We start from the raw sequence: 14,595 nt of genomic DNA, 5'->3' as shown, positions 1-14,595 counted from the left end.
AGCCTCTACATCGTCCACCTGCCTTTATTGTGGTTGGCAATGGCCTCCTGCCTGGATTACTTTTACAAAAGAAATTTAAATACATAACAAATGAAACGCATCAACCTGTTTTTTATGACCGCCAGCTTAGCCGGCGTACTCCTTATATCTGCTGCATTCAGCAATTGCGAGCAGGAAACCACTGTCAAACCATTGAAAGCATCAGCCAGTAATAAAGGCTTCGCCGTAGTCGAGCTATTTACTTCAGAAGGCTGCTCCAGTTGTCCTCCTGCAGATGCACTGGTAGAAAAGATACAACAGGACAACTTCAACAGCCAGATCTATATACTGGCCTACCACGTAGACTACTGGAATCACCAGGGCTGGAAAGACCGCTTCAGCGACCGGGAATATTCCAACAGGCAACGTCAATATGCCAGTTGGCTCAACATTCCATCCATCTACACCCCGCAGATCGTAGTAAACGGAAAAGCAGAGTATGTGGGTTCCGATCAGGGTTCCATACTACCAGCTATTTCCACCGCACTCGAACAACCATCGATCAGTGCATTAACGCTGCATGGAACAATAGAGAACGGCAAGGCGCATATTGAATACCAGGCAACGGGTAAGCAGGAAAATACAGCGCTCATCCTGGCCCTGGTACAGCAATCGGCACAAAGCAGTGTAAAAGCCGGTGAAAATGCAGGTAGTCAACTGTCACACGTACAAATCGTAAGGCAATTGCGCCAGGTTTCACTCAATAGTGATGCTAAAAAAGATATTACCCTCCATCTCCCCAAAGATTTTACCGCGAAAGGCTGGGAACTGGTGGGATTTGTACAGCAACAATCCAATGGAAAGATCACGGCAGCTGCCAGGCTTAATTTTCAAGCACCATAAAGCAACTCCGGAAAGGAGCATTGGTAAAATACTATATTTGACCCCGCGATGAATAAGAAACCATTCAAAGTTCCGCATAAGATCATCTGGCTAAGCTCTCTGTTCCTGGGCATACTGACTTCCGTGCCTAAAATTGCCGAACACCATTTCAATCTTTATGAGGCGATTGTCGATTCATCAGTTACTTTTTTGTTTGCCGTCTTCATATGGTATTATAACCTCCTCACTATTCCGGCCTATTCGTCGCGCGATCTGGCCCATGGCTTTTCATTAAAACGCCTGGTGAAAGGTCTCTTTTTAGGTATAGGGGTAATGTTTATCCTTGCTTCCATCCAGCAATATTTATTGTCTCACCTCAACTTCGGCCCCGTGATGCTGATGTTTGAGGTGAGGGGTATCCTGGTCAATGTTACCTTCTATATGTTCCTCCACCTCCTGTACCAGAGCTACCACAACCAGCAGGTAGGTATTGAACTGGAGCGTACCAAATCCGATAACCTCGCCGCTCAATATGAACTGCTCAAACAGCAGGTCAATCCGCATTTCCTGTTCAATAGTTTGAACACGCTGAAATACATGGTAGAAAGCGAAGACAGGCATTCTGTGGATTTTATACTTAAGCTCTCCGATTTCTACCGCTTCACACTGGAAAGCCGTAAGCAGGACCTGATCCGCCTGCAGGAAGAACTGGACATCCTCAGCGCTTACGTATTCCTCTTAAAAGCCCGCTTTGAAGAAGGGATCGATCTGTCTATCGATATAGACAAACAGTACTACCAATCTTTTATCCCGCCGTTCACCCTGCAGCTACTGGTAGAGAATGCCATCAAACACAATATCGTATCCATTGATCGTCCGTTGAAGATCAGCCTATATACAGCAAACGATTACATCGTGGTTGAAAACGGATTACAGCGTAAAAAGACCCCGGAAGCCTCGATGGGGCTGGGACTCGAAAATATCAACCAACGTTACCTCCATTTTGTGAACCGGAAAATGGAGATACATGCCAGTGAAACTTTATTTACCATCAAACTACCCATCATCCATGAAAATAGTCATCATTGAGGACGAGTTGAAAGCAGCCAAATCACTGGCAACCCTTATCACCAAATTAAGACCAGCTGCTACCATCGCTGCACAATTGCAAAGCATTGAAAGTGCGGTGGAGTATTTCACTCATCAGGCGCAGCCCGACCTTATCTTTATGGATATCCAGCTTTCTGATGGCCTTAGCTTTGACATATTCAAGACGGTAAACATTCAGTGCCCGGTGGTATTTTGTACGGCATATGGTGAATACGCCATGGAAGCGATCAAAGCCAATGGCATTGATTATTTGCTCAAGCCTTTTTCGCAGGACGACCTGGAAGCTGCCTTTGAAAAGGTGGAAAACTTCAAGAACTTCTTCCAGCAAAATCCCCAGCCCGACCTCGATGGCCTCTTAAAAAAAGTGGGCCTCGATGAAGGAAAGAAAAGCTTCCTCGTTTTTAAAAACCATAAATACACCACGGTTCCCACGGATCAGATAGCCTTTATCTATATCAGGTATGAGACAGCCACCATCATGACCTTCCAGGGAGAGGAATACCCCCTTGATCAATCCCTCGACCAGGTGCAGGCATTGCTGGCCACCAAACAATGGTACAGGCTCAACAGGCAATACCTCATCAACTTTACGGCAGTAAAGGAAGTAGAGCACTATTTTGCCCGGAAACTATTGGTGAAACTTGTGGTGCCCAGTCCGGAGAAACTGTTGATTGGCAAGGAAAAGAGCAGCAACTTCTTGCAATGGCTGGAAAACAGGTAAGTACACTGGTCCCCCACCGATCGAATTTGCCCATTCGCCGACAGGCAGGTTGACCGGCGTCCGTCCATCGGTAGGTTTGTATTCGTAAAAACCTGACATGGCCACCAGTCTCCAAAACAAACTACGCACCTTCTTCCAACGGGCTCCCAAAAAAGAACTCCTGGCGATTCTGGTGCTATTGCTGGCAATTGTTTTCTTTCGCAGCGAGCGCAAAGAATTAAGTACTATTCTTCCGCAGATCCACAAAGCCAACCCCTGGCTGGTAATCGCCGGCCTGGGCATGACCATCGTCTATATACTCTTCCAATCTGGCATCTACCGGAAAAGTTTTGCATCCATTGGCCTCCGGTTTTCCTGGGCCAGGTCTATCCTGCTGTTCCTGAAAAGGAATTTCATCAGCGTGTTCCTGCCCGCAGGCAGCATCAGTGCATTGGCCTATGCACCTTCCCAGATCCGTAAAGCAGGTTTTTCCAAAACACAGGTATACCAGGCAAGCGCGCTCTTTGGCTTTGCCGGTTTACTTACGGTGGTACTGGCAGGCTTGCCTATCATCATTTTATCAGCGCTTAGTTTAAAACATAGTCAATCAGGTTATGCCATGGCTGGCATAGCCATCATGATATTGCTGGTAGCCACACTGGCATGGGCTACCCGTTCTTTTGCACAAAAAGGAATGCTGTATCGTTTCTTCAGTCGTAAGTTTCCCGCTACAATTCCTTTCCTCGACGACCTGTTTTCTGCCAACGTCAACAAAAAACAATTTGGCGGAGCCGTCCTGTATTCCATGGGCGTTGAGCTGTGTGGTATCCTGCACATCTGGCTGGCGATGCAGGCGCTCGGCATTCACGCCTCTTTAATAGCAGCCGCCTCTGCTTATATAGCGGCGGTACTCATGATGGTGGTATCGCCCTTCTTACGCGGCCTGGGTGCGGTTGAAATTTCACTCGTTTACATCTTGCAGCAATTCGGCTATTCACTGGAACAGTCACTGGCAGTGATGGTATTGTACAGGCTTTTTGAATTCTGGCTGCCCCTGCTGGCCGGTATCATCGCCTTTGCCTGGAAGGGTAGAAAACTCTTCTTACGGATGGCCCCTGCCCTGCTCACTTTCACCCTGGGCATGATCAATATTGTCTCCGTGGTATTGCCCCCGGTACGGTCGCGCCTCCATATCCTGCATCAATACCTGCCTGTGCGGGCCATGCATGCCTCCAATTTATTGGTGCTCTATATTGGCCTGGGACTATTGATCACCGCTGCCTTCCTTTTGCGGGGCCTGCGCAGCGCCTGGCTCATTGCCGTAGGCTTGTCCTTCCTTTCGCTGGTAGGCCATGTTACCAAAGCACTGGATTATGAAGAAGCGATCATCGCAGCCATCACGCTGCTTATTTTGCTCACCACCAGTGGTCAATACCGCAGCAGGAGCAGCTATAAATGGATCAGAACAGGGTTACAAACGGCCTTGCTCAGTATGTCGGCGGTATTACTCTTTGGTTTTCTCAGTTTTTATTTTGTAGACCAACGACATTTTGGCGTAGACTTTACCTGGCGTCAGTCGCTCCTGCACACCTTAAATAGTTTTCTCCTGGTAGAAGACAGTGGCCTCCACCCCGTTACCCGCTTTGGTCATGAGTTTATAGCCATTATCCGCATTGCAGGTTTCCTTACCTGGGCCTTTTTATTGTTAACACTCATCATACCTTATACCAAAAGACAAAAGACCAGCGAATCAATCCGTCAACGCGCCAGATTCCTCCTTAGCCAATACGGCAACTCGGCCATGGACTATTTCAAAGTGTACAAGGATAAACTCTATTTCTTTTCCGACCTGCAGGAAGCATTCATTGCTTACCGCATTGCCGGTGGTTTTGCCGTTGTATTGGAAGAACCCGTTTGTGCTGAAGAACACAAAACAGCGGTATTGCAGGAGTTTGACCAGCATTGCAAAAAGATGGGATTGAAAACAGCTTTCTACCGGGTCAATGAGGACAGCATCTCCTATTTCAGGGAACTAAAGAAGAAGAAACTCATGATCGGTCAGGAAGGGATATTGGAGCTGGCTAAGTTCAGTCTCGAAGGGAGGGATAAAAAATCATTGCGTAATGGGCTCAACAATTTGCAGAAGAAAGGATTTACCATGGCTGTACATGCTGCACCGCATACCCCCGATCTTGTACAACAATTGAGAAGAGTATCGGATAATTGGCTGCAATTCTTTACGCGTGAAGAAATGATCTTTGCCCAGGGCATGTTTGATGAGAAGGAATTGATGCTGCAGGACATCATTACCGTATCGGATGCCGAAGGCAGGATCGTTGCCTTTCTTAATATTATACCCGATTATGCCGAAGAAGAATGTACCTACGACCTGATCCGCAAGACGGGCGATGCCCCGGCTGCGGCGGCTGATGCCCTGATCCTTCAACTGATCGAATACGCACGGGGCAAGGGAAAGTTATTCATCAACCTCGGCATGGTGCCGCTGACCGGGCTTTCCCAGCCCGACAACACGGCCGAACAAATATTGAAAATGGTCTCACCCAGGGTCAGGCGCTTCAGACGATATGATGGCCTGCGGGAGTTCAAGGAGAAGTATGCTACCTTTTGGGAAAACAAATACCTCCTGTATGAACATGACTTTGATCTTTTCCAGCTACCGAATGCCCTTAGAAAAGTAATGCGGCCGGTACACTAAAAACTATAGTATGAAGTATTTACTGTTAATACTCTGCCTTGGTACTTTTACCGTTAGCCAGGCGCAAACCACCTCCCTGCCGGTAAAGATCATGGCCGGCAATGATGCCTCCAAACCCATTATCTTTTATGCCACCGGTGATGGAGGCTGGACAAAGTTTTCGCTGGCCCTGGTACAATCATTCAACCAGGCCGGCTACCCCGTAGTAGCGCTTAACTCCAAAGATTATTTCTGGAAGAAAAAGACGCCTGCCAAAACAGCGGCCGATGTAGGCGCCCTCCTGAGCCAATACCTGCAGACCTGGAAACGCGAAGCAGTAATACTGGTTGGTTACTCCTTCGGCGCAGACGTGACCCCCTTTATCCAGAATTACCTGGACAGGAATATTGCGGGCAAAACCACCCACATGGTGTTAATGCTGCCCTATAAGTCTACCGATTTTGAAGTACATTTTTCTGAGATGCTGGGCATCGCCCGGAAAGATGCCTGGAGTGTGCCCGATGAGATCAACAAAGTGAGCAAACCCATCCTCTTTGTATTAGGTACAGAGAAGGATCAGTTTCCCCTGAATGCCCTCACCATCAAAAATTATAGCAGCATCACGATTGACGGCGGCCATCATTTTGATGACAAAGCCGATAAAGTGGCGCAGCAGGTATTGGCCTGGGTGAAGTAACCCGGATCATTGCCTGTTTTAACCCTAATCGCTCTTTACCCATTCTCCACCCTTGCAAGTGTAAATTCTCCGTAGTACATTAGCCCACCAAAATACCCGTATTCTATGGAAGGCATTCCTCCCATTGCAAATCTCCTATTGCGTTCACCCAATATTCATAATAAACAAACTATGAAGAAGATCCCCTTGTTCCTTCTTGGAGGAATGATCATGTTATTTTCCTGTTCCAAAAATGACGACAGTCCTATTACCGACCCCATCAATGAAGCAGCTCAAAAACTGCAAAAAGATGTGCAGGGTAAATGGCTTTTCAATTCGGACATTTCCATTGGCAGGGTGGCTATCGGAAGCCAGGGCAAAAAGAGTGCAATAGCACTGCTCGGCCGTCACTTGCCAGTGCAGGTGGAACCCAATGGGACTGCCGGCACGAATGGAACATTAGGAGATGTTCCTGGTTTTATTGAATTTAACAGCGATAGCACTTATATCATTTACGACGAAAACCAAAAAGTATATACCGGTAAGTTTACAGCCGCATCTGGCGACTCCATTGTCCTCAAAGGCATTGGATACCTCACCAACATTATCATCAACGGAGAGGTAATGAACTTCAAATTGTACTACGCAGCCGGCAATAAAACGATCACGATCACTTCCAACAAGGTCGCCGCTATTCCAGCTGATAACCGCACCGCTATTTTGTGCAAAGGCACCTGGTACCTCACCCCCGAAGAAAGCGGCGCGGAGATCCTTGGTTCTGAAGATTATGAACTGGATGATAATGGCGAACCGGTTTGGTATACTGTCGACAGCGCCACTTTCACCATCAGCACCAACGGTACTTACCTGATACAAACTTTCTCGGCCGGAAAATTAAAAGTGGCCGATATGGCCAATTGGAAATGGCATTCCACTAAATCCGACCGGTTTGTATATGCCTGGGATAATGAACCTTTTGATGAAGAAAACAACGATGTACTGATCAATGAACTCACCGCTACCAGCCTCAGGCTCACAGAAAGCTGGGATAGCAATGGCGATGGCATTGATGATGAATTTGGCAAATGGGTCATGAAACCCGCACGCTAATAAAAGTAATCCCCTGATAAAACAAAAGCGCCTGTCTTAGGTCATGAGACCTGAAACAGGCGCTTCTTATTGGTTCGCCACCTTAGTGGTCTTTCACCAGGTATTCATAGAGGCAATTGACAAAAGGTTTCAATCCGCCGGGAATGGAAGAAGAATAGCCATTGGTAATAACAACGAAACCAAACTTTTCTTTGGGTTGAAAGAACATATAACTATATAATCCATAAGCTGATCCTGTGTGCCCCTTCATGGTTTTGCCGGCAATCAGTGAATCTGTTGTTACGATGGCCAGCCCGTACCCTTCCTTCTCAGCAATCTTTGATTGCATCAGCCGGGCGCTCTTTTTACGAATGATCCGTTTTCCGGAAAACTTGCCCTGGTTCATGTGCATCATCATATATTTCGCCAGGTCTGTAGCCGTGATCTTCATACCACCCGTGGGAGAAAATACAGGGGTACTATAGCCCATGGTGTAATTGGCCACCTCAACGCTGCGTGCCGCATACGCACCCGATGCAGCCACAAACTTTCCTGAATCTGCCTTGTACTCATACAAGGTGGCAAACCGCGATTGATCCAAAGAGTCTACACAATATCCTCCATACAATCCCAGGGGATCCAGGATATGGTGTTTCACATACTGGTCGAAGCGTTCACCTGATGTTTTCTCCAGGATAGTACCGGCCATATTAAAGTTGAGGTTGCAATACATATACCCGGCGCCAGGTTCATACGTATTGTAACATTTCGCCCAATTGGGATTTTTATCCGGATTGATCGCATCCAGCGTGAAATAACCCTGACTGTCGTTGACACTTGAAGTATGGGAAAGGATCATCTTCAGCGTGATCACCTTATCAGGGTACAGCGGGTTACGCACCTTGATCCCTAACAGATCACTTACATCAGCATCCAGCTTCAATTTCTTTGCTTCCACCAGTTGGAGAATAGAAGTGGCAGTAAATGATTTGGAGATCGAGGCGATCCGGAACAGATCCTTATCACTAAGCGGTGTTTGACTTTCAAGGTCTTTGTAACCAAAGGAATGCGTATAGATGAGTTGGTTGTCTTTCACCACCACCACAGCGAGGCCCACGGTTTTCGACTGCTGCATCAGTTCATTGATGCAGGTTTCTGCCTTTTCGGCTTGTCCAAAGCCTTTCAGGAAAATAAAAACAGCAAGAAAAAGAGTATTGAAAATAAACAGACGGGTTCTCCGGTTCATCAGGCAATAGATTAAGGGAGGAAGCTATTAAAAGTTAAGGGCACTACCAACTTTTAACTGCCAGCCCTGATGATTAGCCTTTCAACCAGTCTTCCTTTTTGATCTCGTACACAAAATTCAACCTGGGCGGTTCTCCATGATAGGCTATAGATTGTTCGCCCACTTTTACAGCCCCTACCCTGCCAATGGCGATCTGTGAACGGAGATTCGTAGCGCCAACGTGAAAGATCACCGTATCCACAAATTGAAACGCATAATCCAGCATTAGTTTTTTAACCGAAGGATTGATGCCCGTACCCCAAAACTTCGTAGCATAAAAAGTATAGCCGATGGCAATACTCTTTCCTTCCGGACTGTATTCATAAAAGCGGGTGCCTCCGGCTACTTTCCCCGATGCCTTGTCTATGATCTTGTAGGCTCCCTTACTTTGCATAGCCCCTTCGAAGTAATTGACAAATTCATCTTTTTTCCAACGGTTCTTATTCGGATGTTGCTCCCATACCTTGGGGTCGGATGCCAATGCATACAAAACATCAAAATCCTGTTCTGCCAGCGGCTCCAGGATCGCCTGGTCATTTTCTAAAACAGCTTGAATGGAGAAGTGCATAGTAGTATGATTGCTGATACCACAAAGCTAGCATCATCTTACAATATAACGGTAGGCCAGTTGCAACATGAGTGATAGTCCACCCGCCGCCCCGTCGCAATCACGTTTTTTCAGGAAACTTCCCTAGTTAGTGGCCGGCGATCACTAAATACCAGCCCTACAGCGATCAGCCCAATAACAAAAAAACTGATGACAAGCGGAAAAACACCCTTCACCATAAAATGACTGATCACCGATCCCAGCGATGCCCCGATAAAAAAGAAAGAAGTGCCGTATAAGGAAGCCGCCATACCAGCCATATTTCCCATCGGCTCCAGTGCCAATGCACTGCTATTAGGTTCTACCGCGATATTGATACCCATCAGCAAGGCAATCGCCACAAAGAATAAGAGCATGCCCGGCGGATCATTAAAGCTAAACGTATACAATAATAGCAAGCCCCCTACCAGCGTGTAAATAAACAACAACCATCGGATGGTTCGCCTTGCTCCAAACCTGGAAGAAAAATGGGCATTCATAAAAGTGCAAACGCACATCACCACGCCGATACCTGCAAAGATCCAGGCGAATAATTGCGGTTTGCCATAGATCTCTCCCACAATATGTTCTGAACTGGAAACGTATGAACTCAATGCCGTAAAAAGGAGTGTTGTGATGCCCGTATACCGGAGAAATACCTGGTTACCGATCACTTTCCGGATCGATTGACCAATAATACTCCAGTTAAGCACACTGCGTTGTTCGCGGGGAAGCGACTCCTCCAGTCTGAGCGACCAGATAAAGATGATCACCGCAAACAGTGGAGGCGTAAGGAATACCACCTGCCAGGAGGAGACCGACAAAATAGCCAATCCCAGAAAAGGCGCCACGATCGGTGTAAAAAGAAAGATCGTAAAGATCAATGACATGGTACGGGCCATCTGGTCACCAACAAAGCGGTCACGAACACCTGCAATGGTGGTCATGAACACTGCCGAGGCCCCCATGCCAGCCACAAACCGGGCCGCAAACATAAGCCCCAGCGTCGGTGCAAAAGTAGCTGCCAGCCCGCCGGTAATATAAAGCGGAAACCCTATCCGCAGGATCGGCAACCGTCCAAAACGGTCGGACAGTACCCCGAAGACAAGCTGGGCCACCTGGCCCATGAAAAAGAACCCAATGATCTGGGCAGTGGACGTAGACTCAGGCCTGAGCCCAAAATGCATCCGCACCACTCCCAATACCGGAAGCATGATGTCAATGCCCAGCGCTGTAAGCATCATGGTACTGGCCGACAGCGCAATAAATTCCGCCGATCTCATTTTCATACAACAAATCTAATAGGTGTAAATGCACCACAACGGGTGTTGGTAAGACATTCTATAGGGTCGATCGCGACAGGATCACTGCCAGCCTGGCCGGTGATGAGATCACAATGGCTGCAGCCAAAGTTGTAACCAGCCGAAAGAAGATTGCTTAATAAAAGAATTGTTCCGACACGATCTGACCGTCTTTTACTTCATACAACATAATCTCATTAATTTGTATTCTTCCATAGCCTTGTACAGTAAGATCCTTCTCTCTCGCCACGGCAAAGTGATTGCCGGTAACAATGGGTTCGCTCGTATACATTCTGTGAGCGGCCTCAATCCGGGCTACAAAATCTTCTCCTTTTTTGCGAACATCCGCTTTGCCTTCTGCATATCCAAAATAAGGTGATTGGGGCGGATCAATACTTTTTACATTATCCGCAAAAAACTCTTCCTGTATCTCAAACCACTTTTCTTGTTGTGCAAGTTCGTTGAAGCGTGTTGCAACTTCCTGAGTTGTAAGCACCTTTTTTTGTGTTGTTGTCATTGTTTTTGTTTTAATTGTTTAATGTATATCGCTTAGGATGGTTCTCCTTTACCTGTTTCACAATAAGATTTAAGGCTTTTCATAAACCAGGAACAAGCGCTGTTACCTTCCTATCATTCCGGATCTCGCCAAACTTAAATAACAACGTTATGCCTGATGTTTGCCATGATGTTGAGTTTATTTTTTTTACATTTATGTATTATCTCACACAAAACTATTGTCTAAATATTACTTCAGCAGGTGGCGAAATGGAATTTATGAGGGGTCGATTTGGACATTTTTGAATTTCAATCTTTGAATACACGATAAACCATACATATGAAGCATGTCAGTATTATAGTTCCCGATAACCAAACTACCCTGAGCAGTGTTGCTTGTATAGTGGGCGCCTACGAAATGTTTGACCTGGCCAATGAATATTGGAAAGAAAACGGCAGGCAGGAATTCATTAAGACCGAACTGGTAGGTGTTTCAAAAAAAGCGGATTTCCATAAGGGACTGGTAACAGTCTCCCCACATACCCATATTGATGATACCCCCAAAACCGATCTCATCATTATTCCTTCCCTGATCCGGGATTATCAAAAAGCCATGAAGGGCACCCAATTGCTGAGCGATTGGGTGAGTAAGCAATACAGGAACGGTGCCGAGATCGCCAGCATGTGCAGCGGGGCCTATATGCTGGCGGCAGCAGGCCTGCTGAATGGGAAGAAATGCTCTACACACTGGTGTTATGCGGATAACTTCAGGTCCCTCTTCCCCCAGGTGAACCTGCAGCCTGAAAAATTGATCACCGATGAAAATGGGATCTACACAAACGGTGGTGGGTATTCTTTCCTGAACCTGGTGATCTATTTGATTGAGAAATACTATGACCGGCCAACAGCCATTTATTGCTCCAAATTATTCCAGGTGGAGATAGACAGACAAAGCCAGTCGCCCTTCATCATTTTTAGCGCACAGAAGTCACACGGCGATGAAATAGTAATGAAAGCACAGGAGTACATTGAAAGCAGGCTCGATGAAAAGATCACCATTGAAGACCTGTCTTCTAAGTTTGCTGTTGGCAGGCGCAATTTCGACAGAAGGTTTATCAAGGCAACTGGCAATACGCCTACAGAATATGCCCAACGGGTGAAGATCGAAAGCGCCAAGAGAACACTGGAAACCACCCGGAAAACCATCAATGAAGTAATGTATGAAGTAGGCTATTCCGATGTGAAAGCCTTCCGGGAAGTATTCAGAAAGATCACCGGTATATCGCCGCTGGAGTATAAAAACAAATACAACAAAGAGGCGGTAGTCTAAAGCGGTAAATACCTGCGTTAGCCTATCCTCGTCCGATGATTTATTCACGTTAGCCTGCACAATAGCTGCCAATCAAATATTAAACACTCACATATCTGCATGATAATCCGCAAATTATGAAGCACTTTTCCGAACTTAACAATACCGTTAAATCACCCTAAGGCGTTTGACTTACATCATATATCTTGAAAACCAGCTAACCTTATTGACTAGCAATCAAAAACAAATAAGTAAAACCGTATCTTTAAGTAGATAAAAGGGCTGTCGACCGCTTTTATCGTTACTCGAATGACGCAGGAAGAAGTTCTTTGGAATCATGATTTGTTAACTTAAAAATTAAGAATTATGAAACAAACACAAATTAGCAGTAGTCGCATCTGGTCGGGATTCATCCATCGTAACTGCCATGGCGATCATTGATGATCCGTTAAGGTCATTTCTATCCTGCTTCCAATTGGGAATAGAAATCACACCCAAAACGTTGATTAATCAGTGGTGTTAATTGAAACGCGTTCGTTTAAACCCTCTGTTTATGGATGTAAGTGGAGAGAATGAGCGCTGATTGATTCTGTATTTTTTTATTAACCATCAAAAAAAGAATCCGGTATCTGAGAAGAACCGATTCAATGTTCACTGTGAAAGACCAAACAAGGGGTAATCCCCTAAAAACCAAAAAAGAATTTCCAACCTTAGTCGTAAAAGTAGTAGCTCTAAGACTCGTTCTGGAGCTTTTTTATTATGGTAATAATCTTTCAATTCACCCTTACTGATATCCGTAGTTTCGGAAATTTTAAAGTACTGAATTCTCCGCGGTGGACAGGCCCTAACTTCGACAAGGAATTTGTACGCGGAAGCGGAAAGATGTATGAGAACACCCGAAACAGGATACCCACCCGCTTGGGCAATATCAATATTTGGGAGAACTATCTCTGCCCCACCACTAAAGGAATTAAAATACCACGCCGGTTGGTAATCCCGGAACTCGACCACCTTCAGATCACTAACTGGTTCAACCACTACTTTTATGACGGCAAGGTGCTTTCTAAGTTTCAATATTGTTTCGATACCGCCAACCGGCGCAGGCTATATAATTACCGCGAGCTGGAACTTATTATAGACCGTATTCTTGATCTAAACGTCTCTGTCAGGAACAAAGAATTTAAATATACTGAATATAAGTTCAGCCATCTGGAAAAAGGGTTGCAGGAACTCCACCTGATCTCCACCACCAACATCAAAGCGATTAATGACAAACACAAGGCCTGCATAAAAACCTGCATGCCCCAGATATTTGTTTCCCTGAATAAGAACGAAGGCTTCCAGTATGCTCCCGACGAGATTACAAAGATTCCCATTGAAGGCGATTCAGGTTCAGCACTACATTGCTGGTTTCAGAAGAGCAGGAACCGGACCTTTAAATCCTGGCTCCTTAGAAATGTTGGCGACTTTAAGGATAAGAAGATCAATACACTTAAAAATGGCATATTGAGGATCCATGCAGAAAAAGAATGCTTCAGCAATGTGATACAGGCTATCAAAGACAAGAAATTTTCAAAAAGCATAACCCCTGAAAGATCCGACTCACTACAGGATTATCTGCACAACAAATTAAAAAGTATATCACTCACTTATAAGAAAATTGATACCATTGAAGAGAACTCGGACGAAATTGAGCGCTTTATCAAACAGGTCTACGAAGATTCCTACCCAACAATGGCCGGGCTTGAAGAAGCCATGTTGAAACTCAATTTCAGGTCACAGATTAGAAATAATATAATCAGAAATCAGCAGAATGAAATCGACAAGATCGCTGAATTGATAAACACATTACGGGAAAAATACAAAAAGAAACATGGCCATGATTACGATTTCGACCTGGACCCCCTCAACATCAATTTATGGAGGAAGGTGGGGGCATCGGCAGCAGCAGAACATCCGGTAGACCTAACTAATTATAAAAGAGTAACGGCCAATTCCATTTTTGATGTAGTGAAAACCATTTGCCAGCAATTCCAAAAATTGATTGAACACAACGGACTTGTGGAGCATTTATATGACAAGAACAAAAAAAGAAGGTCAGAACGATTTCCACAGCTATTATTTTACGCAATAGCAGAAAGCTATTGCTCTGCGAACCGCCTCGACCTAAACCGGGAGATCAATGCCGGCTCAGGCGCCCTGGACTTTAAGATATCGTCCGGGAAAGCCAAGGTCAACGTAGAAATGAAATTTTCCGATAATCCCAAGTTAATAGAGGGTTATACCAAACAACTGACAGCGTACAATGCCGCTGAAGGAGTAGCCCTCAATCACAGCATTTACCTGATCCTGAAGGTAGGGACCAGAGGCAACAGTAAAATTGAAGCTCTCACCAACCTGATCAATGAAAAGGCTAAAAATGGAGAGAAATTTGCTACCCTTATCGTTATAGATGCTATTTTAAAACCCAGTGCCAGTAAATTATAAA

Annotated in this window: 12 protein-coding genes; 8 read left to right on the top strand and 4 right to left on the bottom strand. The window is 45.6% G+C overall.

Annotated elements, in window-relative coordinates; translation table 11 throughout:
- The first annotated feature begins 90 nt into the window (after nucleotides 1–90).
- From D3H65_RS02130 to D3H65_RS02105, 6 genes are all read left to right on the top strand, one after another.
- Nucleotides 91–882 carry a DUF1223 domain-containing protein gene (locus tag D3H65_RS02130; protein ID WP_119048676.1) on the top strand — a complete coding sequence of 264 codons (792 nt, stop codon included), beginning with the start codon at nucleotides 91–93 and terminating at the stop codon, nucleotides 880–882.
- 48 nt (nucleotides 883–930) lie between these two features.
- Nucleotides 931–1,950 carry a sensor histidine kinase gene (locus D3H65_RS02125; RefSeq protein WP_119048675.1) on the top strand — a complete coding sequence of 340 codons (1,020 nt, stop codon included), beginning with the start codon at nucleotides 931–933 and terminating at the stop codon, nucleotides 1,948–1,950.
- A complete protein-coding gene (locus D3H65_RS02120; RefSeq protein WP_119048674.1) occupies nucleotides 1,931–2,692 on the top strand; it encodes a LytR/AlgR family response regulator transcription factor in 762 nt (253 codons plus the stop codon). Before D3H65_RS02125 ends, D3H65_RS02120 begins: the two co-directional genes overlap by 20 nt.
- Before the next feature lie 97 nt (nucleotides 2,693–2,789).
- A complete protein-coding gene (locus D3H65_RS02115) occupies nucleotides 2,790–5,387 on the top strand; it encodes a flippase-like domain-containing protein (RefSeq protein WP_119048673.1) in 2,598 nt (865 codons plus the stop codon).
- A 10-nt stretch (nucleotides 5,388–5,397) separates the two neighbouring features.
- Nucleotides 5,398–6,063 carry an AcvB/VirJ family lysyl-phosphatidylglycerol hydrolase gene (locus tag D3H65_RS02110; RefSeq protein WP_119048672.1) on the top strand — a complete coding sequence of 222 codons (666 nt, stop codon included), beginning with the start codon at nucleotides 5,398–5,400 and terminating at the stop codon, nucleotides 6,061–6,063.
- A gap of 171 nt (nucleotides 6,064–6,234) precedes the next feature.
- Nucleotides 6,235–7,152 carry a hypothetical protein gene (locus D3H65_RS02105; protein ID WP_162915359.1) on the top strand — a complete coding sequence of 306 codons (918 nt, stop codon included), beginning with the start codon at nucleotides 6,235–6,237 and terminating at the stop codon, nucleotides 7,150–7,152.
- 82 nt (nucleotides 7,153–7,234) lie between these two features.
- Here the strand turns inward: D3H65_RS02105 and D3H65_RS02100 are convergent, their stop codons facing one another.
- The 4 genes from D3H65_RS02100 to D3H65_RS02085 all read right to left on the bottom strand — a co-directional run bounded on the left by D3H65_RS02100 (nucleotide 7,235) and on the right by D3H65_RS02085 (nucleotide 10,820).
- Nucleotides 7,235–8,377, bottom strand: coding sequence for a serine hydrolase domain-containing protein (locus D3H65_RS02100; RefSeq protein ID WP_119048670.1), 1,143 nt, complete (start codon nucleotides 8,375–8,377; stop codon nucleotides 7,235–7,237).
- Between the two features lie 73 nt (nucleotides 8,378–8,450).
- Nucleotides 8,451–8,984: a GNAT family N-acetyltransferase gene (locus tag D3H65_RS02095; RefSeq protein ID WP_119048669.1), complete on the bottom strand. Its 534-nt coding sequence runs from the start codon at nucleotides 8,982–8,984 to the stop codon at nucleotides 8,451–8,453.
- Between the two features lie 110 nt (nucleotides 8,985–9,094).
- Nucleotides 9,095–10,291 carry an MFS transporter gene (locus D3H65_RS02090; protein WP_119048668.1) on the bottom strand — a complete coding sequence of 399 codons (1,197 nt, stop codon included), beginning with the start codon at nucleotides 10,289–10,291 and terminating at the stop codon, nucleotides 9,095–9,097.
- A gap of 148 nt (nucleotides 10,292–10,439) precedes the next feature.
- The gene (locus D3H65_RS02085) at nucleotides 10,440–10,820 is read right to left on the bottom strand and encodes a SnoaL-like domain-containing protein (protein WP_119048667.1); all 381 of its coding nucleotides are present in this window, start codon (nucleotides 10,818–10,820) and stop codon (nucleotides 10,440–10,442) included.
- Between the two features lie 318 nt (nucleotides 10,821–11,138).
- Here D3H65_RS02085 and D3H65_RS02080 point away from each other — a divergent pair, with 318 nt between their 5' ends.
- Both D3H65_RS02080 and D3H65_RS02075 read left to right on the top strand, forming a co-directional pair.
- A complete protein-coding gene (locus tag D3H65_RS02080; protein WP_119048666.1) occupies nucleotides 11,139–12,128 on the top strand; it encodes a GlxA family transcriptional regulator in 990 nt (329 codons plus the stop codon).
- A gap of 738 nt (nucleotides 12,129–12,866) precedes the next feature.
- Nucleotides 12,867–14,594 (top strand): hypothetical protein, encoded by a 1,728-nt coding sequence (locus D3H65_RS02075; protein ID WP_119048665.1) that lies wholly within the window; start codon nucleotides 12,867–12,869, stop codon nucleotides 14,592–14,594.
- Nucleotide 14,595 lies beyond the last annotated feature (1 nt).

Source organism: Paraflavitalea soli, assembly GCF_003555545.1.
Lineage (GTDB): Bacteria > Bacteroidota > Bacteroidia > Chitinophagales > Chitinophagaceae > Paraflavitalea > Paraflavitalea soli.
Note: the sequence above shows the minus strand (reverse complement) of the source record. Positions and strands in the feature narration are given on the sequence as shown.